At 65.8% G+C, this 26,635-nt stretch carries 19 protein-coding genes; 8 read left to right on the top strand and 11 right to left on the bottom strand.

The window, feature by feature from the left end; all coding sequences use genetic code 11:
• The first annotated feature begins 184 nt into the window (after positions 1-184).
• Together AC6UUM_RS11680 and AC6UUM_RS11675 are read left to right on the top strand one after the other, a co-directional pair.
• Positions 185-5,692 carry an AMP-binding protein gene (locus AC6UUM_RS11680; protein WP_500802449.1) on the top strand — a complete coding sequence of 1,836 codons (5,508 nt, stop codon included), beginning with the start codon at positions 185-187 and terminating at the stop codon, positions 5,690-5,692.
• 5 nt (positions 5,693-5,697) lie between these two features.
• On the top strand, positions 5,698-9,345 hold the full coding sequence (locus tag AC6UUM_RS11675; RefSeq protein WP_500802448.1) for an SDR family NAD(P)-dependent oxidoreductase: 3,648 nt from the start codon (positions 5,698-5,700) through the stop codon (positions 9,343-9,345).
• Positions 9,346-9,366: 21 nt separating this feature from the next.
• On the opposite strand, the gene AC6UUM_RS11670 is transcribed toward AC6UUM_RS11675, so the two are convergent.
• The 6 genes from AC6UUM_RS11670 to rpmF all read right to left on the bottom strand — a co-directional run bounded on the left by AC6UUM_RS11670 (position 9,367) and on the right by rpmF (position 13,167).
• Positions 9,367-10,089, bottom strand: coding sequence for a ParA family protein (locus tag AC6UUM_RS11670; protein ID WP_500802447.1), 723 nt, complete (start codon positions 10,087-10,089; stop codon positions 9,367-9,369).
• A gap of 7 nt (positions 10,090-10,096) precedes the next feature.
• Positions 10,097-10,456 (bottom strand): MerR family transcriptional regulator, encoded by a 360-nt coding sequence (locus AC6UUM_RS11665; RefSeq protein WP_500802446.1) that lies wholly within the window; start codon positions 10,454-10,456, stop codon positions 10,097-10,099.
• An 8-nt stretch (positions 10,457-10,464) separates the two neighbouring features.
• On the bottom strand, positions 10,465-10,770 hold the full coding sequence (locus tag AC6UUM_RS11660; RefSeq protein WP_500802445.1) for an integration host factor subunit alpha: 306 nt from the start codon (positions 10,768-10,770) through the stop codon (positions 10,465-10,467).
• Between the two features lie 140 nt (positions 10,771-10,910).
• Entirely contained in the window at positions 10,911-11,888 is a 978-nt protein-coding gene (locus AC6UUM_RS11655) for a beta-ketoacyl-ACP synthase III (RefSeq protein ID WP_500802444.1), read from the bottom strand.
• Positions 11,885-12,946, bottom strand: coding sequence for a phosphate acyltransferase PlsX (plsX, locus tag AC6UUM_RS11650; protein ID WP_500802443.1), 1,062 nt, complete (start codon positions 12,944-12,946; stop codon positions 11,885-11,887). The genes AC6UUM_RS11655 and plsX overlap by 4 nt, the downstream gene beginning before the upstream one ends.
• A 41-nt stretch (positions 12,947-12,987) precedes the next feature.
• Positions 12,988-13,167 (bottom strand): 50S ribosomal protein L32, encoded by a 180-nt coding sequence (rpmF, locus tag AC6UUM_RS11645; RefSeq protein ID WP_022680619.1) that lies wholly within the window; start codon positions 13,165-13,167, stop codon positions 12,988-12,990.
• A gap of 248 nt (positions 13,168-13,415) precedes the next feature.
• Between rpmF and recN the strand changes: the two genes are divergently transcribed.
• From recN to AC6UUM_RS11630, 3 genes are read left to right on the top strand one after another with little or no spacing between them, the layout of a single operon-like run.
• Positions 13,416-15,068: a DNA repair protein RecN gene (recN, locus tag AC6UUM_RS11640; RefSeq protein ID WP_500802442.1), complete on the top strand. Its 1,653-nt coding sequence runs from the start codon at positions 13,416-13,418 to the stop codon at positions 15,066-15,068.
• A 3-nt stretch (positions 15,069-15,071) separates the two neighbouring features.
• Positions 15,072-16,397 (top strand): serine hydrolase domain-containing protein, encoded by a 1,326-nt coding sequence (locus AC6UUM_RS11635; protein WP_500802441.1) that lies wholly within the window; start codon positions 15,072-15,074, stop codon positions 16,395-16,397.
• Positions 16,394-16,822, top strand: a complete 429-nt coding sequence (locus AC6UUM_RS11630) for a DoxX family protein (protein ID WP_500802440.1) — start codon at positions 16,394-16,396, stop codon at positions 16,820-16,822. Before AC6UUM_RS11635 ends, AC6UUM_RS11630 begins: the two co-directional genes overlap by 4 nt.
• Here AC6UUM_RS11630 and AC6UUM_RS11625 read toward each other — a convergent pair.
• Positions 16,795-17,130: a hypothetical protein gene (locus AC6UUM_RS11625; RefSeq protein ID WP_500802439.1), complete on the bottom strand. Its 336-nt coding sequence runs from the start codon at positions 17,128-17,130 to the stop codon at positions 16,795-16,797. The two genes, AC6UUM_RS11630 and AC6UUM_RS11625, sit on opposite strands and share 28 nt — an antisense overlap.
• Before the next feature lie 35 nt (positions 17,131-17,165).
• Positions 17,166-17,786 (bottom strand): TetR/AcrR family transcriptional regulator, encoded by a 621-nt coding sequence (locus tag AC6UUM_RS11620; RefSeq protein WP_500802438.1) that lies wholly within the window; start codon positions 17,784-17,786, stop codon positions 17,166-17,168.
• 164 nt (positions 17,787-17,950) lie between these two features.
• On the opposite strand from AC6UUM_RS11620, the gene AC6UUM_RS11615 reads away from it, so the two are divergent.
• The 3 genes from AC6UUM_RS11615 (at position 17,951) to AC6UUM_RS11605 (ending at position 22,724) form a co-directional block, all read left to right on the top strand.
• Positions 17,951-20,278, top strand: a complete 2,328-nt coding sequence (locus AC6UUM_RS11615) for a TonB-dependent receptor (protein ID WP_500802437.1) — start codon at positions 17,951-17,953, stop codon at positions 20,276-20,278.
• A 79-nt stretch (positions 20,279-20,357) separates the two neighbouring features.
• A complete protein-coding gene (ligA, locus tag AC6UUM_RS11610) occupies positions 20,358-22,436 on the top strand; it encodes an NAD-dependent DNA ligase LigA (protein WP_500802436.1) in 2,079 nt (692 codons plus the stop codon).
• 129 nt (positions 22,437-22,565) lie between these two features.
• Positions 22,566-22,724: a hypothetical protein gene (locus AC6UUM_RS11605; protein ID WP_500802435.1), complete on the top strand. Its 159-nt coding sequence runs from the start codon at positions 22,566-22,568 to the stop codon at positions 22,722-22,724.
• Between the two features lie 28 nt (positions 22,725-22,752).
• Here AC6UUM_RS11605 and AC6UUM_RS11600 read toward each other — a convergent pair whose 3' ends face one another.
• The 3 genes from AC6UUM_RS11600 to serA form a co-directional block, all read right to left on the bottom strand.
• Positions 22,753-23,670 (bottom strand): 50S ribosomal protein L11 methyltransferase, encoded by a 918-nt coding sequence (locus AC6UUM_RS11600; RefSeq protein WP_500802434.1) that lies wholly within the window; start codon positions 23,668-23,670, stop codon positions 22,753-22,755.
• Complete coding sequence (locus AC6UUM_RS11595; protein ID WP_500802433.1) at positions 23,667-24,761, bottom strand: ATP phosphoribosyltransferase regulatory subunit; 1,095 nt, start codon at positions 24,759-24,761, stop codon at positions 23,667-23,669. The genes AC6UUM_RS11600 and AC6UUM_RS11595 overlap by 4 nt, the downstream gene beginning before the upstream one ends.
• A gap of 260 nt (positions 24,762-25,021) precedes the next feature.
• Positions 25,022-26,602: a phosphoglycerate dehydrogenase gene (gene serA / locus AC6UUM_RS11590; protein WP_500802432.1), complete on the bottom strand. Its 1,581-nt coding sequence runs from the start codon at positions 26,600-26,602 to the stop codon at positions 25,022-25,024.
• Positions 26,603-26,635: the final 33 nt, after the last annotated feature.

The raw sequence follows: 26,635 nt of genomic DNA, 5'->3' as shown, positions 1-26,635 counted from the left end.
TGCGAACGTTTCGGCAGGACCCTGGCCCATCCCCAGCAGGACAATCTGTCGCAGCACTGAATATGTCCGTTCTTGACTAGGCAGGGACATAATATTTCACTAGAGCCCGGCTCAATCAAAATTTCCTGTCCGTTTGCGGGCGCCAGTGGCGTCCGTCTGACGGCCGGCAGAAGGCAGACCGACCATGTATGATCCCGCCGCTCCGTTTCGCCCGCCCGTGCCGGCGCCGCAGTTCAACCCGGTGCGCGATCGCGCCGATTGGGATGCGATGCGCGCCCAAGTGCTGGCCGACCCCGGCGCCTTTCATGGCAAGATCGCGGCACGCAACCTGCACTGGCTGGTTGACGTGGCGGGCCGCCCGGCCTGGCTGACCCGCAGCGCCGATGGCCAGTGGGCCGGCTGGGACGCCGAAACCGCGGCACCGGTGTCGGCCGATCTGCCGGCAGATTTTGCACCGTGGGACCGGGCCTTCAATGCCGATGACGCGCCGAATTTCCGCTGGTTCGAAGGCGGCCGTACCAACGCAGCGTTCAATGAGCTCGATCGCCACGTGCTGGCCGGCCATGGCAGCGAAGCGGCGTTCATTTTCGAAGGGGATCGCTGGGATCTGGCGGCCGACAATGGCCGCGGCGCGCCGGTCGATTGTGTCACCGTCTCGCGGCGGCAGTTGCTGCTGGAAGCGGCGAAATGTGCGGTTGCGTTGCAGCGGCTCGGCCTGAAGGCTGGTGACCGCATCGCGCTGAACATGCCCAATATCCCGGCGCAACTATACTGGACCGAAGCAGCCAAGCGCATCGGTGTGATCTACACGCCGGTGTTCGGCGGCTTTTCCGACAAGACATTGTCGGATCGCATTCACGATGCCGGCGCGCGCATCGTCATCACCGCCGATGGCGGCTATCGCAACGCGCAGGTGGTGCCGTTCAAGACAGCGTACACCGATCCCGCGCTCGACAATTATGTGCCGGTCGATGTGGCCTTGCGGTTGCTGCGCGAACGGCTTGATGCTGGCGATCTCGGCCTGATTGATCCCACCCGTGACGCCATGGTCGGCATCGTCACCGCGTCGCTGAAGGGCGAAGTGACGGTCGAGCGCGGCGACGTGATGCGCGGTCTGGGCCGCGCGCTGGCCGAACTGGGCAAGGAAGCCCTGGTCGATGCGGCACAGTCCGCTCGCATCCGCATCGCCATTGCCGAAGCCCTGGTTTCCACCCCGCCGCGCGTCGAAGCCGTGATTGTCGCCACCCATGTGCAGGTGCCCGATATCGTCTGGCGCGATCGCGATGTGTGGGGCCATGATCTCACCAACGTCGCGCTGGCCGAGATCCTGGCCGCTGCCGGCCTGCCCGATGAAGCCGCGCTGCATGCGCTGGACGACAATGGCTTCGTGAAGGCGATCTGGGCGGCGTCGAAGCCGCTGCCGGTCGATGCCGAATTCCCGCTGTTCTTCATCTACACCTCCGGCTCCACCGGCAAGCCCAAGGGCGTCGTGCATGTCCACGGCGGCTATGCCAGCGGCATCATGGAAACGATGAAGGTCGCCTTTGATGCGCGGCCGGGTGATGTGATGTTCGTCGTGGCTGATCCGGGCTGGATCACCGGCCAGAGCTACATGATCGCCGCCTCGCTGCTCAGCCGTGTCACCACCGTGCTGGCCGAAGGCTCGCCGGTGTTCCCGCATGCCGGGCGCTTTGCCGCGATGATCGAGCAGCATGGCGTCACCATTTTCAAGGCCGGTGTCACCTTCCTGAAGGCGGTGATGACCGATCCGCAGAATCTGAAGGACATCGAGGCTTATGATCTTTCGGGTCTGCGCGTCGCCACCTTCTGCGCCGAACCGTGCTCGCCGCCGGTGCAGGCGTTCGGGATGGAGCATCTGACGTCGCAATATATCAACAGCTATTGGGCGACCGAGCATGGCGGCATCGCCTGGACGCATTTCTATGGCAACGGCGATTTTCCGCTCGCGGCCGATGCCCGCACCTTCCCGCTGCCGTGGATCGTTGGCGATGTGTGGGTGGAGGACGAAGCCGGCGACCGCCAAGCGCGCGTGCTGCTGAACCGCGCTGGCAGTGAAGGCGTCAACTGGCGCAAGGCCAGCCGCGACGAGAAGGGCGAAATCATCATTGCCGCGCCCTATCCCTATCTGGCGCGAACCGTTTGGGGCGATGCCGGCAATTTCCGCGTGGAAGACGGTCGCGTGGTCGGCGGCTGGGCCGGTGATGCCGGCCGCTGGCGCGATGGCTATTGGGGCCGCTGGCAGGGTGTGTGGGCCTATACCCAGGGCGATTTCGCCGTGCAGGGCGACGATGACGGCTTCTCGCTGCATGGCCGCAGCGATGACGTGATCAACGTGTCCGGCCACCGCATGGGCACCGAGGAAATCGAAGGCGCCATCCTGCGCGACAAGGCATTGAATCCGGAAAGCCCGGTCGGCAATGTGCTGGTGGTCGGCGCGCCGCACCGCGAAAAGGGCCTGACCCCGCTCGCCTTCATCACGCCGGCGCCGGGCCAGATCATCACCCGCGATGATGAACGCCGCCTCGCCGATCTGGTGCGCAGCGAAAAGGGTGCCGTGGCGGTGCCCGGTGATTTCATCACGGTAAGCCAGTTCCCGGAAACCCGCAGCGGCAAATATATGCGCCGCATGGTCCGCGCGCTGGTGGAAGGCACCCCGATCGGTGACGTCACCACGCTGAAGAATCCGGAAAGCCTGGATGAGCTGCGCCGCGTGATCAGCGCCTGGGAGCGCAAGCAGCGCCTGTCGGCCGATCAGGACATTTTCGATCGCTATCGTTATTTCCGCATTCAATACAATACGGTGGCGCCCGGCAAGAAGGTGGCGACGGTGTTCATCACCAACCCGCCGGTCAACGCGCTGAACGAACGCGCCATCGATGAACTTGTGATCGTCGTCGAGCATCTGTCGCGGCGTGACGATGTGGCTGCCGTGGTGTTCACCGGCGACGGCACCGCCAGCTTTGTGGCTGGTGCCGACATCCGCCAGTTCCTCGATGAAATCCACACCGTCGAAGAAGCCCGCGTGCTGCCGGCCAACGCGCAATTGGCGTTCGGCAAGATCGAGCAGATGGGCAAGCCTTGCGTCGCGGCCATTCAGGGCGTCGCCCTTGGTGGCGGCATGGAATTCGCGCTGGCCTGCCATTATCGCGTGGCCGAAGCCCATGCGCGCTTTGGCCAGCCGGAAATCCGCCTGCGCCTGCTGCCCGGCTATGGCGGCACGCAGCGCCTGCCGCGCTTGCTCGCTGATCGCCGCGGCCATGAAGGTCTGCTCGATGCGCTCGATCTGATCCTGGGCGGGCGCAGTGTCGATGCCGATGCGGCGCTGACCATGGGCGCGGTCGATGCCGTGGCTGATGGTTCCACCGACGCGCTCAGCCTGGCCCATGCGGCGGTGCGCGAATATGTGCGGTTGGGCGATACCAGCCATCTGGGCCGCGCCTGGGCGGAACGCCGCAAGGCGGCCAAGTCCGTGTGGCAGCAACCCGGCCATGTCGATCTGGACGAAGCGCTGGCCGACGATTTCGTGCAGCGCATCCTGCGCCAACTCGATTGGGCCGGTCGCGGCCGCGCTGGTGAGCGCGCCATCGCCGCCATCCGCACCGGTTGGGATCAGGGCATGGCCGCCGGCCTTGCCCGCGAAGCCGAGGAATTCGCGCAAGCCGTGGTCGATCCGCAGGGCGGCAAGACCGGCATCCGCCTGTTCATGGACAAGAAGGCGCCGCCGCTCCCCGTTCGCCGCAACGGTGTGCACATCGCCGCCGAGTTCGAGGCCCGCGCCGAGCATCTGGAAGCGGCTGGCGATCTGCTGCCGATCGGTGCGCCCTTCTTCCCCGGCGTCACGCCGATCCCCGGCCATCAATATGGCTTCGGCATCGCGCGTGATCCCGATACCGGCGCGCCGCAGTTCGGCCCGCCGGCCAGCCACGAAAAGCCGCTGATCGTGCCGGTGCCGCAGCCGGAGCCCAATGAGGCGCTCGTTTATCTGCTCACCTCGGAAGTCAACTTCAACGATATCTGGGCATTGACCGGCATTCCGGTGTCGCCGTTCGACAATCACGAAGAAGATGTGCAGCTCACGGGTTCGGGCGGTCTGGCGCTGGTCGCGGCCCTGGGCAGCGAAGTGCGCGGGCAGGGCCGGGTCAAGGTCGGCGATCTGGTAGCGGTCTATTCCGGCACCTCCGATCTGCTGTCCCCACAGGCGGGCCGCGATCCGATGTATGCCGATTTCGCCATCCAGGGTTATGAAACCAAATCGGGCAGCCACGCGCAGTTCCTGACGGTGCAGGCGCCGCAGCTGCACGGCGTGCCCGGCGATCTGACGCTGGAACAGGCCGGCTCCTATATCCTCAATCTCGGCACCATCTGGCGCTGCCTGTTCACCACGCTGGAAATCGTCGGCGGCAAGACCATCTTCATCGAAGGCTCCGCCACCGGCACCGGCCTGGATGCGCTGAAATCCGCCAAGTCCAGCGGTTTGCTGGTCACTGGTCTCGTCTCCAGCCCGGCGCGCGCCGAATTCGTGAAGGGCAAGGGTGCGGTGGGTTCGCTCGATCGTACCGATCCGCGCTTCAAGAGCCTGTTCACCTCGGTCCCTGACGGCACGAAGGCGGATTGGGCCGCCTGGGAACAAGCTGGCGAGGCGCTGGTGGCCGAATACAAGGCGATGAACGGCGGCAAGCTGGCGGATTACGCCGTCAGCCACGCCGGCGAAACCGCGTTCCCGCGCTCGTTTCAGCTGCTTGCCGATGGCGGCAAGTTGGCCTTCTATGGGGCCTCGTCGGGCTATCACCTCAGCTTCATGGGCAAGCAGGGCGGCTCCGATCCGGTGACCATGCTGGCCCGCGCCGGTGCGCGCGGCGGCGAAGCGGTGCTGATCTTCTACGGCCCCGGCACGCGCACGCTCGCCGATGAAACCGGCCTGGAAATGATCGAGGCCACGCGCGCCCTGGGTTGCCGCATCGTGGTGGTCACCAACACCGATGGCCAGCGCGAGTTCATCCTGTCGCTGGGTTTTGAAGATGCGGTGGCCGGCGTCGTCAGCCTGGAAGGCATCAAGCGGCGCGAAGGCGGCAATTTCGATTGGCCCGATACCATGCCGCGCCTGCCGGTGGCGCGCGACGACATCGAAACCTTCCGCGAAGCGGTGCGCCAGTTCCAGGACAAGACGCTGAAGCCCTTCGGCAATGCCGTTGGCAAGCTGCTGCGGTCGCCGGACAATCCGCGCGGCAACCCAGATATCGTGCTGGAACGTGCCGCGCAGGATACGCTGGGGGTGACCACGGCGATGGTGAAGCCCTTCACCGGTCGCGTCGTTTATTGCGAGGACATGGCCGGGCAGCGCTATAATTTCTATGCGCCGCAGGTGTGGACGCGCCAGCGCCGCATCGTGATGCCGACGGCAGAGATCCGCGGCACCCACCTCTGCAATGCCTATGAAGTCACCCGCATGAACGACATGATCGCGGCCAGCATCCTGGACGTGACCGAACCGACCGTGGTGCCGTGGGAGGGCCTGCCTGAAGCCCACCAGGCGATGTGGGACAACCGCCACACTGGCGCGACCTATATCGTCAACCACGCGCTGCCGGCGATGGGCCTGCGCGGCAAGGATGAACTCTACGAAGCCTGGGCGTCGCTGAGCGCTGGCCAGAATGGGGAGCAGGGGGAATGAACGCCATGACCAAGACCAAAGGCGGCAAGCCCGTTCCCGAAACGCAAGGCGATCGCCCCGGCCGTCTGGCCGGCAAGGTCGCGCTGATCACTGGCGCGGCCGGCAATCTGGGCGGCAGCATCGTGCGCCGTTACCTGAACGAAGGTGCCACCGTCGTGATGTCGGGCCGTGATGCCACGCGCACCATGGCAGCGCTGGAAGCGGCGCTGGCCGATACCGGCGCCGATCCGGCCAACGCCAGCATCGTCACCATGGACGGGGCCGACATCGAATCCGTGCGCGCCGGTATTGCCGAAGTGGTCGCTCGCCACGGCCGCATCGATGTGCTGGTCAACAATGCCGGTTCGGCTGGCCCCAAGCAAGTGCTGGGCCATCTGCCGCTGCTGCCGGGCGAGCTGGACGGCACGCCTGACACCGAGACGGTGGGCGACGCCGCCCGCAACATCATGGTGGTGGCCTGGAATCTCGTGCGCGCCGCTGCCTCGGCGATGGGCGAGGGCGGCAGCATCATCAATGTCTCCACCATCTTCAGCCGCACCGATTATTTCGGCCGCGCCGCCTATACGGTGCCCAAGGCTGCGCTCAACATCCTGTCCAAGGGCCTGGCGCGCGAGCTTGGCGTCCGCGGTATCCGCGTCAACCAACTCTATCCCGGCCCGATCGCATCCGAACGCATCCGCACCGTGTTTGCGGCGATGGACAAATTGAAGGGCGACGAAGCCGGCAGCACCGCCAATCACTTCTTCAACCTGATGGCACTGGAACGCAGCGTTGGTGGCGAGCCCAAGGCCAAGACCTTCCCGACTCCGGCCGACATCGCAAATGCCTGCGTGTTCCTGGGCTCGGACGAATCCGCCGCCTTTGCCGCCCATGATTTCGAAGTCACCCACGGCATGGCCGTGCCGCTGGAATCAAAGAGCGAATTCCTGCACCGGCCCGATTTGCGCGCCATTGATGGCACCGGCCACAATATCCTGATCAGCGCCGGCAATCAGCTTGACGACGCGCTGGCGATGGCCGGGCTGTTTGCCGGGCAGGGCGCGAAGGTGTTGGTGGGCTTCCACGCGCAGGCCGCGCTGGATGATGCGATGGAGCGGCTGCCGGCCGGTGTGGTGGCGGCGCGCTTCCCGCGTCACGATCACGGTACCATGGACGAAGCGCTGGCCGAATTCACCGCCAACAGCGGCCCGATCGACAGCGCCGTGATCCTGCCGACGCGTGGGCCCGGCTATTTCACCGGGGCATTGGCCGAGGCCGGTGATGCCTTTGTCGAACGCTTCGTTGACGATGAGCTGGAAGGCTCGATCGCGGTTGCCCGCACGCTGGATCGTTATTGGCAGGCCCCGCACGATCTGCCCGGCGATCCGCGCGTGCTGTTCGTCACCAATCCCGATGATGGCGCTGGCAATGGCTGGGCCGATGTCGGCCGCGCCGCCATCGAGGAACTGCTGCGCGTGTGGCGCGACGAAGCCCGCGTGGCGCTGGAACAGGCGCGGTCCCCACGTGCCGTGTGGGGCAATCAGATCGTGCGGTTCGGCAATGCCGAGCCGGAGAATGGCGATTTCGCCGCCGGCCATGCCGCCCGCCTGCTGATGGGGGGCCGCCGGATCGAACCGATCAACCTGTATATCCCGGCCAGCATTGCCAAGGCCACTGGCGCCCGCCGCGCCCTGGCCGGCACCGCCGAGAACATCACCGGGCTCCATTTGGGCAAGGTGGCGCTGATCACCGGCGGTTCGGCCGGCATCGGCGGCGCACTGGCGCGGCTGCTGGCGCTGGCCGGCGCCAAGGTGATGATGGTGGCGCGCCGAGCCTCCGAACTGGATGCCGCGCGGGAGCGTATCGTTGGCGAACTGCAGGATATCGGCTTTGCCGGCGTCGAACGCCGCGTGCGCACGCTGGCCAATATCGATGTGGCCGACATGGAATCCCTGCAGCATGCGGTCGATGAAACCGTGCGTGCCTTTGGCCGCATCGATTATCTGATCAACAATGCCGGCGTGTCGGGTGCCGAGGAAATGGCGGTGGACATGGACATCGCCGCCTTCCGCCACACCCAGTTTGCCAACCTCATCTCCAACTATGCGCTGATGCACATGGTGGTGCCGATGATGCGGGCGCAAGGCTCAGGCTATATCCTCAACGTCTCCAGCTATTTCGGCGGTGAGAAGTTCCTGGCGGTGTCGTATCCCAATCGCACCGATTATGCCGTGTCCAAGGCCGGGCAGCGGGCGATGGTCGAGTCCATGGCGCGCCACCTGGGACCGCAAATCCAGATCAACGCCATTGCGCCGGGCCCGGTGGATGGCGACCGGCTCGCGGGCCTGGGCGGCAAGCCCGGCCTGTTCGAACGGCGCGGGCGGCTGATCCTGGAAAACAAGCGGCTAAATGCCGTGCACGCTGCGGTGATCAAGTCGGTGCGTGCCGGCGGATCGGTGGCGCAGATTCTCGCACGACTGGCGCGCAACGATTCGGTGCAATTGAGCCACGACAAGTCCAATCCGCAGCCGCTGCGCGATCTGGCCCTGGCCTGCGCCCGCGAAGGCGACGAAAGCTGCTGCTGGGATCGGTTCATCCTCACCCCGCCGCTGGCGGCCAAGCTGCTGAAGCGGCTGCGGCTGGGCGGCTGGTTGATCGGCACTGATTGGCAGACCCGCGCAGCGGCAGACTGGCTGCTGCGCGTGCCGCCCGATGATGTGCCGTGGCTGCCGGTGGCGCAGATCGGCCGCGAAGCCGCCAAGGTGCGCGGCGGGGTGCTGTCGCAACTGCATCTCGGCAAGATGCCGACCGAAACCGAAGTGGCGCAGGCAACCGTGTTCTTCCTCGCCGACCGCGCCGTTTCAGGCGAGACCTTCATGCCGTCGGGCGGTCTCAACGTCGAACGCTCGCACACCGAGCGCGAATTGTTCGGCAGCCCCAAGGCGGAACGGTTGGCGCAGATGGGCGGCAAGACGGTGTGGCTGGTCGGCGAACATCTCGCTGACTATCTCGGCGCCGCGGCCCAGGGCTTCCTCGATTGTGACGTGGCGCGCGTGGTGCTGATCACCGCAACCGCCGCCGGTGCCGACGCCATCCGTCACCATATCGGCCAGGGCAGCGATCGCGTGGACACGCTGGTGATCGATGGCGACATCGAGGCTGCACTCGACACGGCGCTGGCCAACTGGGGCCATCCCACCACCATCGTTTCGACGCCGCTGAAGCCCTTGCCGGATCAACTGTTCGATGCCGATCGTCCGCTGGATGGCGACGGCTTTGCCGATGTGGTGGACAGCAACCTTACCCATCATTTCCGCATCGCGCGCAAGGTGTCGCTGTTCGATGATTGCCAGCTGGTGCTGGTGTCGCCGGATGTGCCGATGGGGGAAGGGGCCAAGGGTGCCTTTGCGCTGGCCAATTTCGTCAAGACGACGCTGCACGCCTTCACCGCGACGATTGCGGTGGAGAACGAGCGGCTGGTGCACGAAGTGGCGGTAAACCAGATCAACCTCACCCGGCGGGTGCGTTCGGAAGAGCCGAAGAACAGCGCCGAACATGAAGAAGAAGTGCGCCGCTTCGCCCGCGCCGTGCTGCTGGCCGGCGCGCCGCTGCCGGATGCCGAGGACAGCCGTTACCGCAGCCGCATCTATCGCGGCATGTCGTTGACGGTGTGATGATGGGGGAGCGGTGGCTGGCTAACCGGCCAGCCGGCGCTCCACATCGGCCCACAGGCCGCTGACCGCACGCGCGGCCGGGCTGCCCGGACCGGCCAATATGGGCCGGCGGCTTGCGGCCATCGCCTCGATCGCGCTGGCATAGGGAATCACCGGCCAGCCAGGCTGGGCCGCCATCGCCGTCTTGTGCAGCGATTTGCGGCGATCGGCGAGGCTGAACACCGGCATCAGCGGCGGCGGATTTCTCATTTCTTCGGCAAGATGCGCCTGTAACTGCGCCAGCGCGCGCGTGGACAGCGGCGATGGCACTACCGGCACCAGGATCAGATCGGCTGCTCGAAACATCTGATCGGCCAGCTCGGTCAGGCCAGGGGGGCAATCGAGGATGACGCGATCATAGCGCTCCTCCAGCGGCTTCAGCGCCCTCTTCAGCCATTTCTCACTGTCCTGCCCAGCCAGATCGGCCTCCAGCCGGCGCAACGAGCGATCGGCGGGCAGCACATCCAGGTTGGGCCAGGCGGTCGTCTGGATCAGATCGTCCAGCGTGCCGTCGCCCAGGCGCTTGCGGGCCTTGGCGCCGCCGCGCGGTTCCACTTGCAGCAACCAACTGGCTGCCCCCTGTGGATCGAGATCGACCAACAGCGTCCGCCGGCCCGATATGGTTGCCGCGGCATGGGCAAGATTAACCGCCAGCGCCGTCTTGCCGACTCCGCCTTTGGCACTGAACAGGGCAAGAACCCGCATCTGGCGCTCAGGCCGCCAACGCCGCAGCCAGCCGATCGCGGATGGCTTGCAGGGCCTGCCGGTCAGCGGCCAGAGGAGATGCAGCCGCAGGCGCGGGGGGATCGATCCGGGCGGCCGGCGGCGCGGTCTTCGCCTCCAGCGCCAGCGCGGCGCCGCGGATGGTCAGGCCCTGATCGTGCAGCAGGGCCTTGATCTGCCGCAGCAGCGCCATGTCGGCCGGCCGGTAGTAACGCCGGCCGCCGGCCCGCTTCATCGGCTGCAATTGCCCGAAGCGCGTCTCCCAGAAACGCAGCACATGCGCCGGAACGCCGATATCGTCAGCGGCTTCAGAAATGGTGCGGAATGCGCTGTCCGATTTTTCGGCCACGATTGCAATCAGCTGCGGTTGATGGCTTCGCGCAGCAACTGGCTGGGCCGGAAGGTCAGCACGGTGCGCGGTTCGATCGGTACTTCCACGCCGGTCTTTGGGTTGCGCCCCACGCGCAAACCCTTGTCCCGCAACACGAAGCTGCCGAAGCTGGAAATCTTCACATTATGGCCGGCGACCAGCTCCGCGCTGATCCGGTCCAGCACCTGTTCGACCAGATCGGCCGATTCGGTGCGTGACAATCCGATTTCGCGATGCACAGCGTCGGCCAAATCGGCCCGCGTCACGCTCCCGGCGGCAGGTGTGCTGGTCATTCATCCCCCCTATGCCGCACACGTGCGACGTTGCAACTCGTGACAAAACACACCCTGTTTAACCTACAGTTTACGCAGCTTTTGCCGATTCGCCACAAGATAGTGCACGCGCCCGGCCATGCCGCCAGCGTCCGCGCCGCCTACCAGCGTACCGCTGCGGCCCCCCAGGTAAAGCCGCCGCCCATCGCCTCCAGCAGCAACAGATCGCCCGGCTGGATTCGCCCGTCGCGCACCGCTGTATCGAGCGCCAACGGCACCGAAGCTGCCGAGGTGTTGGCATGGCGATCGACGGTGACCACCACCTTGTCTGGCGACAGGTCGAGCTTGCGCGCCGTTGCCTCCAAAATCCGCAGATTGGCCTGATGCGGCACCACCCAGGCGACATCGGCCGGGGTGAGGCCCGTGGCTCCCAGCACTTCGCCCATCACGCTGGCCAGATTGACCACGGCGTGCCGGAACACCTCGCGGCCCTTCATGCGCAGATGGCCGGTGGTACCCGTAGAACCGGGGCCGCCATCAACAAAGAGCAGATCATTGTAGCGGCCATCGCTGTGCAGGCGGCTGGCCAGCACGCCGCGATCGGCATTGCCACCGCTTTGCGCATGCGCCTCCAGCACGACCGCGCCGGCGCCGTCGCCGAACAGCACCGCTGTGGCACGATCTTCCCAATCCAGCAGGCGGGAGAAGGTTTCGGCTCCGATCACCAGCGCGCGCGAATACACGCCGCTCACCAGCAGGGCATCGGCCACGGTGAGCGCATAGAGAAAGCCGGAGCAGACCGCGCCAACATCGAAGGCGACGCCGCGGGTCATGCCCAGTTTGTGCTGAATCACCGTGGCGACCGCTGGGAAGGTCTGATCCGGCGTTGCGGTGGCCACCACGACCAGATCGATATCGCTGGCGCTCAACCCGGCGGCTTCGAGCGCATTGCGGGCAGCCGCCGCGCCGAGATCGGAGGTAAATTCGCCTTCTGCCGCAATATGGCGGCGGCGGATGCCGGTGCGCTCGACGATCCAGGCATCGGAGGTGTCGAGCCGGGCGGCCAGATCATTATTGCTCAAAATGGTTTGCGGCAGATAGCTGCCGGTGCCGATGATGACGGAGCGCCACGTGCTCATGCTGCGTCAGGCTCCGGCTGATGATCGCGCGCCTTGGCGATGCCGGCCAGATCGGCGCTGATCCGGTGACCGACATCATCCAGCACAAGATCGTGAGCCACGCCGATGGCATTGGCCAGGCCGCGTGCGTTGGCGCTGCCGTGGCTTTTGACGACCAGACCGTTCAGGCCCAGAAACACCGCGCCATTATGGGCATTGGGATCGAGATGCGCGCGCAACGATTCCAGCGCACCGCGCGCAATGAAATACCCCAGCCGGCCCCAGATCGACGATCGGAAGGCATTGCCGAGCAGGCCCGTGACCAGCCGGCTGGTGCCTTCAGCGGTTTTCAGCGCGATATTGCCGGAAAATCCGTCGGTCACCACCACATCGATGTCGCCGGTGCCGATCTTGTCACCCTCCACGAAGCCGACGAACTGCATGGGCAGCGTGGCGGTGCGCAGGATGCCCGCAGCCTTGCGGATCTGTTCAGTGCCCTTCAGCTCTTCTTCGCCAATGTTGAGCAGCCCGACACGCGGCCGCTCCAGCCCCAGCACGGTCCGCGCAAAGGCCGCGCCCATCACCGCGAACTGCACGAGATTATCGGCATCGCATTCGGTGTTGGCGCCCAGATCGAGCATCACCGATTCGGATTTCAAGGTGGGCAGCAGCGCCGCCAGGGCCGGGCGATCGATGCCGGGCATGGTGCGCAATCCGAACAATGCCATCGCCATCAGCGCGCCGGTGTTGCCGGCCGAAACGGCGGCCTGGGCCTCGCCGCGCTTCACGGCATCGATGGCCGCGCCCATGGATGTGGTGCGGGCGCGGCGCAGCGCGTGCGCCGGCTTGTCGGTCATCCGCACGACATCTTCGCTGTGGATGATGCGCGCGCGCGCGGCCAGACGCGGCCAACGCACCAGTTCTGCGGCAATGTCAGCGTCGCGGCCGTGCAGCAGGAACGAAAGACGGGGATAACGCTCGGCAGCGATATCAGCAGCCGCCACGGCAGCGGCGACGCCGGCTTCGCCGCTCATCACATCCAGTGCGATCACCGGGCCAGGGTTGGGTGAGCCGGTCATGAAGTCTGGACGGGCTGCAAACGCCTGGATCGGGCCTGAAATCAGGCTTCGACAGCGACGACTTCGCGGCCGTTGTAGAAGCCGCACGCGCCGCACAGATTGTGCGGCAGCTTCAGCTCACCGCAGTTCGGGCATTCCTGAAACTGGGTTGCGGTCAACGCATGGTGGCTGCGACGCATGTTGCGGCGGGAAGGCGAGGTCTTGCGCTTGGGAACGGCCATGAGGCACCTGTATCCATCATTGAAACGGGCAATTTCCGCCAGCCGATGCACACTTGCCCGTTTTTGTGGCGACCGCTCAAAAAGGTCGGAACAAACCCGCATCGGAAGACGAATGAAGCGGCGGGGTATAGGCGAATTTCGGGCAGTTGCAAGCAGGGATTGGTGTGACGCCCCTCGCAGCCGTTACTGGACCCTGGTTCAAAATATGCGCTCGCACGGCCCCGGGGCAATCGGCTAACAATGGCCGCGTGCTTACCGCTCTGGCCATTCACAATGTCGTGCTGATCGAGGCTTTGGCCATCGATGTGGCGCAAGGGCTCGTCGTGCTGACCGGAGAGACGGGGGCCGGCAAATCCATTCTGCTTGACGCCGTGGGCCTGGTGCTCGGCAACCGGGCCGATGCCGGGCTGGTGCGCAGCGGTGCGGATGCCGCACGGGTGGTGGCGGAATTCGATCTGCCGGCCGCGCATCCGGCCCATGCGCTGCTCAGTGAAAACGGGCTTGAGGTGGACGGGCCGATCATCCTGCGCCGGCAGGTGAAAGCCGACGGCGGCAGTCGCGCCTTTGTCAACGATCAACCGGTGTCGGCTGCCTTGTTGAAGGAATTGGGCGGCCTGCTCGTGGAAATCCATGGCCAGCACGATGAACGCGGCCTGCTCAGCGCGCGCGGACACCGCAGCCTGCTCGATCTGTTCGGAGCGCTGGCACCGCAACTGGCCGCAACCCGCAGCGCGTGGGCGGCGTGGCGGATGGCGCAAGATCATGCAGCGGCGGCGCGCGAACGCCTGGCCGCCGATCAGCGGGATCGCGAATGGCTGGATCACGCGGTTGCCGAACTGGCGGCGCTCAACGCTGAGCCCGGCGAGGAAGCCGAACTGGCCCTCGCGCGCGCTGCCATGCAAAAGGGCGCGCGGCTGGCCGACGATCTCACCACCGTCGCCGATCAACTGGCGAGCGGCAGTTCGGCCCTGGCCCAGGCGGCGCGCCGGCTGGACCGTATTGCCGGTGAACATGCGCTGCTGGCGGTAGCGCTCGAATCGCTGGATCGGGCGCTGGTGGAGGCGGGCGAGGCCGAGAGCCAGCTGGCGGGGGCCACAGCCGCGCTCGATGCCGATCCGGCCCGGCTGGAACAGGTGGAGACACGATTGTTCGAGCTGCGGGCGCTGGCCCGCAAGCACAAGGTGGAGGCCGATGCGCTGCCGGCACTGGCGCAAACCCTGCAAGCCCGGGCTGCGGCGCTGGTGGCGGGCGAGGACGCGCTGCTGGGCCTGGATGCCGAAGTGGCCAGCACCCATTCCGCCTACGCCCGGGCGGCAACCGCGCTGGGCAAGGTGCGCCGGGATGCCGCGGCGCGGCTGGATGCAGCGGTAGCGGACGAGCTCAAACCGCTGAAGCTGGATTCTGCCCGGTTCCGCACCCGTATCACGCCGCTGGCCGAGCCTGAATGGGGTCCGGAGGGCTGCGAACGCGCCGAATTCGAGATCGCTACCAATCCCGGTGCCGATTTTGCGCCGCTGATCAAGATCGCCAGCGGCGGCGAGCTTTCGCGCTTCATCCTTGCCTTGAAGGTGGCGCTCGCCAGCGCCGGCAGTGCCGGCACGATGATCTTTGACGAGATTGATCGCGGCGTCGGCGGTGCGGTGGCTTCGGCGATCGGCGAACGGCTGGCGCGGCTGGCGGGCGGCGCGCAGGTGCTGGTGGTGACGCACAGCCCGCAGGTCGCGGCGCGTGGGCTGAGCCATTGGCGCATCGAAAAGGCCAGCGACGGCCAAAGCGCGCGCACCAAATTGACCTGGCTTGATGCCAGCGCCCGAAAAGAAGAGATTGCTCGCATGTTGTCGGGCGCAGATGTTACCCCGGAAGCGCGAGCGCAGGCCGGGCGCCTTTTGGAAGGGAACTGAACGATGCAGAATGTTGATCGCCGTCAGATGTTGCAGGCCGTTGCGCTGGCCGCTCTTGGCGCCGCCGGCGGGGCCGGCCCGGCTGCGGCGCAATTGCCACTTCGCCGGCTGGCGCCGCTGCGCCACGATGCGGTGCAGGGCCTGATCGACAATTATGTTGCGCAAGGCCGGGTGCCGGGCGCGGTGGTGGCGCTGGTCGAACCCGGCCGCCACAAGCCGGTGTTTGTCTCAGCCGGGGTTACGGCCTTTGGCGGCACCACCAAGGCCACGCCCGATACATTGTGGCGGCTGTATTCCATGTCGAAACCGATCACCGCCATGGCCATCATGCAGCGCGTGGCCACCGGCGAATTGAAGCTGGATCAGCCGATCGCCGAAATCATGCCCGAATTTCGCGACATGAAAGTGGCGATCGATCCGGCCAAGGGCCTGGAATCGCGGCCCGCCGCCCGCCCGATCACCATCCGCCACCTGCTGACGCACACGGCCGGTTTTTCGTATTCGATCAACGGCAACGGCCCGTTGGAACGGGAATACAAGCGCATTGGCATCCAGCCTGGCAGCGTGCCGGCCTTCCTGCAACCCGGCGAAGGCGCGTTGCCGGATCTGCAAGTGATGGCGACGGCGCTGGCCGGCCTGCCGCTGGCGCTCGATCCCGGCACGGCGTGGAAATATTCGGTCGGCCTTGATGTCGCCGGCGCGTTGCTGGAGCGCCTGACCGGCATGAGCTTTGACAAGGTGCTGGAACAGCAGATCTTCGGGCCGCTCGGCATGGCGGATACCGGCTTCTGGGCGAGGGACAAGCCGCGGCTGGCGGCCAATTATCTGTGGACGGCGCCCGGCACGACCACGGTGCTGACCAAGCCGCTCCCCATTTCGGTGCTGGAAAAGGATGGCTTCACCACGCGGCCGAAACTGCTGTCGGGCGGCGGCGGGCTGGTGGGTTCGGCGCGCGATTATGCCCGCTTCGCGCAGTTCGTGCTGAACGAAGGCGAATTCGAAGGCCGCACCATCCTGCCGCGCGGCACCGCCCGGTTGGCGACCAGCAATCTGATGCCGCCCGGCGTGTTTTTCGATGGCAGCAACGGCTTTGGCGCCGGGGGCCGGGTGACCTTGTTCGATTCGCGCGGGCTTGGCGGCAGCGCCAGCGGTTGGGGCGGCAGCACGGCCGATGCCTATGGCTGGGGCGGCGCGGCCGGCACCTTGTTCATGACCGATCGCGTGCGGCAGTTCGGCGTGGTGCTGATGCTGCAAACGATGGCGGATTCGCGGCTGAAGCGGGATGTCGATCTGGCGGCCGCGCTGGCCGCCGATGCCGAAGGCCGGTGAACCGGGAAAGCCTGGTTCGCCGTATCGCCCGCCTCGTGCTGACTCTGGCCTATCTGGCTGTCGGCATCGTCCATCTGCGCAGCCCGCAAGGGTTCCTGCCGATCGTGCCTGATTGGGTGCCTTACCCGCGTGAAGTGGTGCTGGCCACCGGCGTCGCGGAGATTGCCGGCGCCATCGGCCTGATGATCCCGCGCCTGCGTCGCGCCGCGGCTTGGGGGCTGGCGGCCTATGCGGTGTGCGTGTTCCCGGCCAACATCAAGCATGCCATCGAAGGCATTGTCATTTCAGGACAAGTGCTGGGCTGGGGCTATCATGCCCCGCGTTTGGCTGCGCAGCCAGTGATTGTGTGGTGGGCATTGTGGGCCGGCGGCATCACCGATTGGCCGTGGCGCAGCCGTCAGCGTAGCCACGACCACATCAGGTAAATCTCGGCTGCAACAAAAAAGCAGCCAAAGATCAACTTGTTCCTCCGCGCCAGCCATTCCGGCAGATAGATGTCGAAATTGGCGGCCAGATTGTTGCCGTGGCGTTCGGCAATAGCGGTCAGCGGGCAGCGCCAACCATTGACCGCCAGCACGGCAACTTCGCCCCAAACCAGCAGGCTCAGCCCCACAGCCACGCTGAAATGACCCGTAGCCGCGGCCGGCGCGATGCCTGTGATGGCCGCCACGAAAATGACCCAAATGATGGTGTGGAGCAGACGGATGCGCTTCAATTGTTCGGCATCTGTCACGCGCTACCCCTCGCACGCCATCCCATGCGTGTCGATCAGCGGTGTCGTATGCCTTCGCTGATCAGATCGGCGGCGACCGCCGCCACCTGTTCCGGCGCAATGCTTTCGTCCCACACACCAAAGCGCAGGCCCAGAAACACATTCATGCCCATGATGGCCCAGGCCCGCACCGTCATGTCGCCATCGGCCACCTCGCCGCGCCCGAAGGCGGCCGTCAACGAGGTGGCATAGCCTTCCGCCACATCGACATAGTGGCGGCGATAGGCGTCTTCGGCCACGAACGCACTTTCATCGATAATCCGGTACAGCGCCTTGTGGGTGCGCACGAACTGCAGGAAGGCCGCGATGCCGGCGCGTTCGCCTGACAATCGATCAGGCGCGGCCAGGATGTGCGGCACCACATGTTCGCGCACCTGCCGGCTCATGTCGGCCACCAACGCGCGGAACACCGCCAGCTTGCTGTCGAAATATGTGTAGAAGCTGCCAATGGCCACGCCGGCGCGCTGGGCGATGCGGGCGATGCTGCCGTCGTGATAGCCGCGCTCGCCGAATTCCTCCGCTGCTGCATCGAGGATCAGGCGCAGCGTGCGTTGGCCGCGCGCGGTGCGCGGTGCCTTTGCAGAGGCTTTGCCTGGCGAGTGTGGCGCGGCAGTCACAGCGGGTTCCCAATCCCTTTGCGCAACGCCGGCCGGGCCGGGTGCGTGATCATCCGTAGTTGAATACTGGTTCAGGTTTCAGTATTGCATCAGCAAAGCAGACACAAGCCCGGCCAGCGCCGCCTCTTGCCGCGCCGATCGGGCCCTGATGGGGAGAAGACCAAATGATCCTGCACGCCCGCACCCGCAATATCCTGCTGGCCAGCGCCAGCTTGATGGCCGCCATCCCGGCCGCCGCCCAGCAACCAACCGCCGCCGCCGTTGCGGACGCCGCCGCCAGCGATGCCGTGGAAGCCTCTGAAATCGTGGTGTCGGCGCGCCGCCGTGACGAACGCCTGATCGACGTGCCGGTCGCCGTGACTGCCTTCAGCCCGCTTGAACTGCAGAAGTTCCAGGCCGTCGATCTGTCCGGCCTGCAAGGCGCAGCGCCCAATCTCAACATCGTGCAGGGCCGCGGTTCGGCCGCCAGCGCCAACATCTTCATCCGCGGCCTCGGCCAGCCCGATGCGCTGCAAACCTTTGATCCGGCCGTGGGCATCTATGTTGATGGCGTCTATTTCAGCCGCATCCAGGGCGCCTTGCTCGGCCTGTCCGACGTGGAACGCATCGAAGTGCTGCGTGGCCCGCAGGGCACACTCTATGGCAAGAATACCACGGGTGGCGCGATTTCGATTGTCTCGCGCAAGCCGGATTACACCACCGCCCATGTCCAGGCGTCGGCGCTCTATGGCAGCTACAACCAGATCCTGCTCAACGGCTATGCCTCGGCGCCGCTGATCGCCGATCGTCTGGCCGTGTCGCTGGCCGCGCAATATGACAAGCGCGACGGCCTCGTCACCGATCCGCGCACCGGGCGCGAATACAACGACCGCGATTCGGTGACCGTGCGCGGCATCGTGCGCGCCAAGCCGCTCGATAATCTGGAAATTCTGCTCTCCGGCGATTACAACCGCCAGCGCAATGCCCTCACGCTGGGCTATGCCACCGCGAACCTGACGCAGACCGATTTCGTCACCGGCCCGCGCACGCTGGTGCCGGCGGCGCCTTATGGTGTGTACAATTACCAGGCGTCCACCAGCTTCCGCGGCAATGAAGGCCAGCGCCTCGATCATTGGGGCGCGAGCCTGACGGCGAATTGGAACTTGTCCGATGCGATCACGTTGTCGAGCATAACCGCCTGGCGCAAGCTCGATCCGGATCTGTTCATCGACATCGATGCCACCCAGGCCGAGCTGGGCGATGTGTTCGTTGGCGTCAACCAGCGCCAGTTCAGCCAGGAACTGCAGCTGAAATGGAACACCGATCGCTTTTCCGGCGTGTTCGGCCTTTTCTACCTGAACGAGAACATCACCTCGCATCAGGAAGCCTATGCCGATGATCTGTTCACGCTGTTTGGCGGGCCGATCAGCTTCACCCGCCTGATCGACGACGCGCAGAATACCAAGAGCTATGCCGCGTTCGGGCAGGCGACTTACAAGTTCACCGACCGGCTGAGCATCACCGGCGGCCTGCGCTACACCCACGAAGAGCGCCGCTATGATCGGTTCACCACCACCCAATCGTCATTTGCGGCGCTGAACAACATCAGCTTCCGCTTCCCCGGCAACCTGCCGGCGCCGTTGAACCTCGACAACAAGGCCGAATTCAACGCCTGGACGCCGAGCGTCACGCTGTCGTTCAAGCCGTCGGACGACACCACCCTCTATGCCTCGGCCTCGCGCGGCTTCAAATCGGGCGGCTTCAACGGCCGCGCCAATTCGACCGCCGATCTCACCCTGGTGGTGGGCGGGGTTCCGACGCTGGTGACGCGCTTCAACCCGGAAACCGTGTGGACCTATGAAACCGGCGCCAAGGGCAGCTTCCTTGATGGCCGCGTCTATCTGTCGGGCAACGTGTTCTACAGCGATTTCAGGGATTTCCAGGCGCGGGTTGGCGGCGGCACCCTTGGCGCCACCGGCGTGTTCCCGGTGCTGAACGCCGGGCGCATGTCGATCTGGGGCGTCGAACTGGAAGCGGTGGTCAAGCCGACCAAGCATTGGAACGTCAAGGCCAGCCTCGGCTATCTCGATGCACAATATGAAGAGTTCAACGACGGACGCCGCGCACCCGCTTTCAGCTGCAATCCCACCGGTACCCAGGTAACCTGCCAGCCGGCCTTCGCGCCGCCGATCAGTTTCACGCTGGCCACCGACTACCGCATTCCGGTCGGTGCCGGCACGCTGAGCTTTGGCGGCGATGCCCGCTTCATCGACAAGCATTTCCTGTCGGTGGACAACCGCCCGGCGCTGACCGAGCCAGGTTACTGGCTGGTCAACGGCTTCGTGCGCTTCGACGCCGGCAGCGGCCGCTGGTATCTGCAGGGCGGCGTGAAGAATCTGACCAAGACGCTGTATCGCACCGACGGCCAGGAATTCTCGTCGGTCGGCAATATCCAGACGGTCTATTACGGCGACCCGCGTACCTTCAATGCGATGGTGGGCTTCAAGTTTTAAGCCGGCCCGATCCGGGCGGGAAGGGGGCGGCCGCAGGGCCGCCCTTTTTTTGCCTGCCTGCCGCTGATAAGTGAACGGGATGACCGGATCGCCGCCCCAAGCCCTGACCGAAGCGCAAGCTGCCGCTGAGCTGGCGCGGCTGGCCGAAGAGATCGCTCGGCACAGCAGCGCCTATTATCAAGAGGATGCGCCGAAGATTTCAGATGCAGACTATGATGCGCTGGTGCAGCGCAACGTTGCCATCGAAGCGGCATTTCCGCAACTGGCCCGCGCCGATTCCCCCAGCATCAAGGTCGGCGCCAAGGCCGCGTCCGGCTTTGCCAAGATCAGCCATGCGAAGCCCATGCTCAGCCTGGACAATGTATTCAGCGATGTTGAAGCAGGCGAGTTCGTCGCCCGCGTCCGCCGCTTTCTGGACCTGCCGGAGGACGCCGACGTGCGGCTGCGCGCCGAGGCCAAGATTGATGGCCTGAGTTGTGCGCTGCGCTTTGAAGACGGAAGGCTGGTGCATGCCGCGACGCGCGGCGATGGCATGGTCGGTGAAGAGGTGACCAAGAATCTCGCTGCCGTGACCGGCCTTGTGCACGAATTGCCCGGGTCTGCACCATCGGTCACCGAAATCCGCGGTGAGGTGTACATGACCAAGTCCGGCTTTGCGGCGCTCAATGCCCGTCAGGCCGAATCGGCGGCCAAGATATTTGCCAACCCGCGCAATGCCGCCGCCGGGTCGCTGCGCCAGCTCGATCCCGCCATCAGCGCCAGCCGGCCGCTGGCCTTCATCGTCCACGGCTGGGGCGAGATGAGCAGCCTGCCCGGCACTACCCAGAGCGGGATGATGGCCGTCATCGCCGACTGGGGCTTTGACACCGGCAGCTTGGCGCTGGGCGATGCGACCATCGACGCATGCCTGGCCTTCACCGCTGATCTGGAGCGCCGCCGCGCCGATCTGCCGTTCGACATCGACGGCGTGGTTTACAAGGTCGAGCGGCTGGATTGGCAGGAGCAGTTGGGCCAGGTGGCGCGGGCACCGCGCTGGGCGGTTGCGCACAAATTCCCCGCCGAACAGGCCGAAACGCAGCTGGAGGCCATCGACATCCAGGTCGGCCGCACCGGCGCGTTGACGCCGGTCGCGCGGCTGGCGCCGGTGACAGTGGGCGGCGTCGTGGTCACCAATGCGACGCTGCACAATGAGGATGAGATTGCCCGGCTGGATGTGCGGGTGGGGGATCGGGTGCGGGTGCAGCGGGCCGGGGACGTGATCCCGCAGGTGGTGAGCGTGGTGCCATCGGATAGCCCGCGCGGCGCGCCGTTCGTTATGCGCGACACCTGCCCGGTGTGCGGATCGCATGCGGTGCGCGAGGAGGATGGCGCGGTGCGGCGCTGCACCGGCGGCCTGACCTGCCCGGCGCAGCGGCACGAACGGCTGCGCCACTTCGTCAGCCGCAGCGCGCTCGATATCGAGGGGCTGGGCACGGAGCGGCTGGAATTGTTCGCAGCGCAAGGCCTGATCGTGCAGCCCGGTGATATATTCCGGTTGCGGGACCAGCGCGATGCGCTGCTGGCGCTGCCGGGCTTCAAGGAAAAGTCGGTCGACAAGTTGCTGGCCGCCATCGACGAGCGCCGCAGCGTCAGCCTCGACCGTTTCCTGTTCGCCCTGGGCATCCGCCATGTCGGGGAGACGACTGCGCGGGATCTGGCGCGGGCGTTCGGCAGTGCGGAGGCGGTGGCCGATGCGGCCAGGGGCGACAATGCCACCAATTTGTTCAGTGCGGTCAAGGGCATTGGCAGCGTGGTGGCCGAAGCCCTGATCGATTTCTTTGCTGAACCGCACAATCAGGATACGCTGGCTGATCTGCTGGGGCAGGTGTCGCCCACGCCGCTGCCGCCGATCCAGCAGACCGGCCTGTCGGGCAAGACCATCGTGTTCACCGGTGCGCTGGAAAAATTCACCCGCGACGAAGCCGAAGCCGAAGCCGAAGCGCTGGGAGCGAAGGTGTCGGGCAGCGTTTCGGCCAAGACCAGTATCTTGGTCGCCGGGCCGGGGGCGGGATCGAAATTGGCCAAGGCGCAGGCGCTGGGCGTGACCGTGCTGGATGAAGATGGCTGGCTGGCCTTGGTGGCGGAGATGGGGACAGGGGAGTCAGACACGACCGCCTAGATCGGAAGTTGCATGCAAAAATTGCATGGCTGGGGTCAAGTCTGCTGCACTGCACAATCAAACTGAGTCGGACTAAATAGTCTCCTGTCAGCCGGAAATGGTTCCGGTGACAAACAGGAGCGTACCCCAATGAAGGTCATCCCGACTGAATTTGAACCGCAGGTGCGCGTTGTGACCACTGGCGAAGCCCAGGCCATCGACCGCCCCCTGCAATCCATTCGTCTGCGTCGCCGCCGCGTGATGCTGAATGGGTTCACCACGGCCGTCCCGCTGTTCCACGCTGCCTGAGGCGCGTCGAACAGGGGGCAACCCCATCTTAACGCAGCATTTTCCTTGCCAAGACCAGGCAGGGCCATTCGCTGACCAAATCTATCGCGCCGGCCGGGATCATCCCGTGCCGGCGATAGGCATTGGCAACCGCGCGCTGTTGTGACCCCAGCAGCCCGGCAAGCACCAGATGCCCGCCGGGTGCGATCACCGCCGAAAGGTCGCGCGCCAAAGCGATCAGCGGCGCCGCCAGAATATTGGCCAGCACCAGATCATAGGGCGCCCGCCGCCGCAGGATCGGGGCGTGCACACCGGCTGCAACCGCCAGAGCGATGCGCCCAGCGCATGCACCTGCGACAAATTGGTTGTGCGCCAAATTCTCCGCCGCCACGTCGATGGCGATCGGATCATTGTCGGATGCCACCACGCGCGCGCCGCGATTGGCGCGCGCTGCGGCCATGCCCAGCACGCCGGTGCCGGTGCCGATATCAGCGATGTTGCGATAGCGGTGCGCCCCATTCTTCCTGATTTTCCCGAGCCGCACCAGCGCATGCAGGCAACCGTGCGTGGTGGCATGCTGGCCGGTGCCGAATGCCAGCCCGGCTTCGATCTGCAGCGCCCAGTCGCCGGGGCGGATGGCGTCGCGGTGATCTTGCGTGTGCACCAGAAAACGCCCGGCGCGCACCGGCTCCAGCCCACGCTGCGACAGCGTCGTCCAGTCGGCCTCGGCCAGTTCGGCGACCGCAATATCCTGTGCGGACGGGAAAAAGCCGCTGACCAATGCAACGGCCGCCGCATCGGGCGCTTCGTTGAAATAGGCGGTCAACAGCCAGTCATCGGGCTGCGCCGGGTCCGGCTCCTCGACATTCAGGGTCGGTGCGTCCTCGAGCAGATCGGCCAGATCAGGGAGATGCGGCAAGCGTTCCGCGTCGGCGCGGTTGCAGCGCAGCGTGAGGGTCCAGCTCATGCCGGCTGCACGGCGCCATTGGCCCAGACATGGCTGCAGCGCATCGCCGCCGCATCCTCATCCGCCAGCGCCGCCACGGTGATCCAACCATCGCGGCGCAGTTGGGCGGCAACCATGGCATCCGTGCCCGCCGGCAGCAGCACGCGGCGCGGCGCCTCCTGGCCAAGCCCGAGATCGACCAGCCCATCGACATAGAGCGAAAAGCCCACCGCCGCTTCGGTTTGGCCGGCGGGGTGCATCACCTGATAGGCACCGCCGCGGCCGACTTCGGCCATCAGCCCGGTGCCGAACAACGAAAAGCCCAACCAGGTCTGATATTCAAAGCCGTGGCGTTCGGTCGGATCGAGCGTGACGGTGACGCCGCCCAGGCCCGCCGCCAGCGCCGCGATGGCATCGAGACGGTTCAGCACCGCATCGGGCAGATCGATCTGCTTCAGCGCCGCAAGGGCTTGCGCGACCGGCCCGGCAGCAGCGATCAGCGGCACATAGGCATCGGCGCCGGCGCTGCGCAGCGCGCCGATATCCTTGCCATCCAGCCAGGCCTGCACCTGCGCCAGCGAGGCGCGACCCATCGGCCAGCCGGCGGCGGCCAGATCGGCCACCAGCGTCGGCATGGTGAGATCGACCGAAAGTCCCGCAAGCCCGGTGGCGGACAGCGCTTCGATGGCGAGGCTCAGCACCTCGGCCACAGCCGCGCTGCCGTCGCTGCCGATCAGTTCGGCGCCGGCCTGGGTGCGTTCGCGTTCGGGGCTGAGTTGATCGCCGCGCACGCGCAACACCGGCCCGGCATACATCAGCCGCAGCGGCCGCGCCGCGCTGGCAAGGCGGGTGACGGCGATGCGGCCGACCTGGCCGGTGATGTCGCTGCGCAGCGCCAGCGTGTGTTGCGAAACCGGATCGGTGAAGCGCAGGCGTTCCCGGCTGCTGCCACTGGCGAGGCTGGTTTCATATTCCGCTAGCGGTGGCGCGACGCGTTCATAGCCTTGCGCGGCACAGCAATCGGTAAGCGTGCGCACCAGATTGGCAAGCGCTTGCGCCTGCGGCGGCAAGCGATCCCGCAAGCCTTCGGGGAGGAGGCCAAAACTGGTCATGGGTGGCGGGTTAGCGGCTCAGGCAGGGGGCGGCAAGGGCTTCCCCAGGGGCAAGGCTGCTGATGTGCATCCTCATTACAGGAACAAGTCATGCTGGCGCAGGCCAGCATCCATGGCGGGGCAGGGGCTGGTTGCGCGTGATGGCTCCCGGCGGGGCGGTGGATGCTGGCCTGCGCCAGCATGACTTGGTTCTTGTGAGATATTGTGTTTCCCGCTTCGATTCCTCCGCTCCTCTCCTTGCAGGGTAGGAGCGGAGAAGATCACACAAACGCCAAGCCGCTCGCCACCTTCACGCCGGGCAGGGCGCGGATGGTGGTGAGCAGATCGGCCGGGATCGGGCTGTCCACGGAGAGCAGCAGCACGGCCTCCCCACCGGAATCGCGGCGGCCAAGGTGGAAGGTGCCGATGTTGACACCGGCGCTGCCCAGCGCGGAACCCAGCCGGCCGATGAAGCCCGGTTTGTCTTCGTTGACGATATACAACATGTCGCCGGCCAGATCGGCCTCCACTGTGATGCCGAAAATCTCGGTCAGGCGCGGCTTGGACATGCCGAACAAAGTGCCGGCCACGGTGCGCGGGCCATTGGCGGTCTGCACCGTTACCCGCAGCAGCGTGTTGTAATCGGTGTCGCGTTCGTGGCGCACCTCGGCAATCTCGATCTCGCGCTCGCGCGCCAGAAAGGGGGCGTTGACCATGTTGACCGTGTCGCTGTGCACGCGCATCAGGCCCGCCAGCACGGCGGCCGTGATCGGCTTGATGTTCAGCTGCGCGGCGGCACCTTCCACTTCGACGCGGACGGAGCGGATGCCCTCCTTGTCCAACTGGCCGACCAGGCTGCCCAGCCGTTCGGCCAGCGCCATGTAGGGCTTGAGGCGCGGGGCTTCCTCGGCGCTCAAGGACGGCATGTTGAGCGCGTTGGTGACGCCGCCGGTGAGCAGGAAGTCCGAAAGCTGTTCCGCCACCTGGATGGCGACGTTGACCTGCGCTTCGTCGGTGCTGGCCCCCAGATGCGGCGTGGAGATGAAGTTTGGCGTGCCGAACAGCGGCGAAGCCTTGGCGGGTTCTTCGGCGAACACATCGAGCGCGGCGCCCGCGATGTGCCCACTGTCGAGCAGCTCCTTCAACGCCACTTCATCGATCAGGCCGCCACGGGCGCAATTGACGATGCGGATGCCGGGCTTGGTCTTCAGCAGATTTTCACGGCTGAGGATGTTGCGGGTGCTGTCGGTCAAGGGCGTGTGGAGGCTGATGAAATCGGCCTGGGCCAGCAACTCGTCGAGCGTGACCTTGGTGACGCCCATATGCTCGGCACGTTCCGGCGTGAGGAAGGGATCATAGGCGATCACCTTCATCTTCAAGCCGAGCGCGCGATCGGCGACGATGCTGCCGATGTTGCCGGCGCCGATCAGGCCCAACGTCTTGGCGGTGACTTCGACGCCCATGAAGCGGTTCTTTTCCCACTTGCCGGCCTGGGTGGACGCGTCCGCCTCCGGCAGTTGCCGGGCAAGGGCGAAAATCAGCGCGATGGCATGTTCGGCAGTGGTGATGCTGTTGCCGAACGGCGTGTTCATCACCACGACGCCGCGCGCCGAGGCGGCCGGGATATCGACGTTATCGACACCGATGCCGGCGCGGCCGACGACCTTCAGATTGGTGGCGGCGGCGAGCACCTCCTTGGTCACCTTGGTGGAGGAGCGGATGGCTAGGCCATCATAGTTGCCGATGATCTTGATCAGCTCGTCCTTGGACAGGCCGGTGATTTCATCGACTTCCAGGCCGCGGGCGCGGAAGATTTCGGCAGCCTTGGGGGACATTTGGTCGGAAATGAGGACTTTGGGCATGGGGGAGCTTCCTTTTTCTGCTCCCCTCCCGCA

This window comes from Sandarakinorhabdus sp., from assembly GCF_987265915.1.
The sequence above is the reverse complement of the archived record's forward strand: the minus strand, read 5'-3'. Positions and strand labels throughout refer to the sequence as shown.

What these genes read in the sequence shown, in the direction of transcription:
- AC6UUM_RS11635 (WP_500802441.1), top strand. Translation starts at nt 15,072, where the DNA reads ATGCAGAATGTTGATCGCCGTCAGATGTTGCAGGCCGTTGCGCTGGCC.
- AC6UUM_RS11655 (WP_500802444.1), bottom strand. Translation starts at nt 11,888, where the DNA reads ATGAGCACGTGGCGCTCCGTCATCATCGGCACCGGCAGCTATCTGCCG.
- AC6UUM_RS11675 (WP_500802448.1), top strand. Translation starts at nt 5,698, where the DNA reads ATGACCAAGACCAAAGGCGGCAAGCCCGTTCCCGAAACGCAAGGCGAT.
- AC6UUM_RS11600 (WP_500802434.1), bottom strand. Translation starts at nt 23,670, where the DNA reads ATGAGCTGGACCCTCACGCTGCGCTGCAACCGCGCCGACGCGGAACGC.
- AC6UUM_RS11615 (WP_500802437.1), top strand. Translation starts at nt 17,951, where the DNA reads ATGATCCTGCACGCCCGCACCCGCAATATCCTGCTGGCCAGCGCCAGC.
- ligA (WP_500802436.1), top strand. Translation starts at nt 20,358, where the DNA reads ATGACCGGATCGCCGCCCCAAGCCCTGACCGAAGCGCAAGCTGCCGCT.
- AC6UUM_RS11660 (WP_500802445.1), bottom strand. Translation starts at nt 10,770, where the DNA reads ATGACCAGCACACCTGCCGCCGGGAGCGTGACGCGGGCCGATTTGGCC.
- AC6UUM_RS11670 (WP_500802447.1), bottom strand. Translation starts at nt 10,089, where the DNA reads ATGCGGGTTCTTGCCCTGTTCAGTGCCAAAGGCGGAGTCGGCAAGACG.
- AC6UUM_RS11680 (WP_500802449.1), top strand. Translation starts at nt 185, where the DNA reads ATGTATGATCCCGCCGCTCCGTTTCGCCCGCCCGTGCCGGCGCCGCAG.
- rpmF (WP_022680619.1), bottom strand. Translation starts at nt 13,167, where the DNA reads ATGGCCGTTCCCAAGCGCAAGACCTCGCCTTCCCGCCGCAACATGCGT.
- plsX (WP_500802443.1), bottom strand. Translation starts at nt 12,946, where the DNA reads ATGACCGGCTCACCCAACCCTGGCCCGGTGATCGCACTGGATGTGATG.
- serA (WP_500802432.1), bottom strand. Translation starts at nt 26,602, where the DNA reads ATGCCCAAAGTCCTCATTTCCGACCAAATGTCCCCCAAGGCTGCCGAA.
- AC6UUM_RS11595 (WP_500802433.1), bottom strand. Translation starts at nt 24,761, where the DNA reads ATGACCAGTTTTGGCCTCCTCCCCGAAGGCTTGCGGGATCGCTTGCCG.
- AC6UUM_RS11605 (WP_500802435.1), top strand. Translation starts at nt 22,566, where the DNA reads ATGAAGGTCATCCCGACTGAATTTGAACCGCAGGTGCGCGTTGTGACC.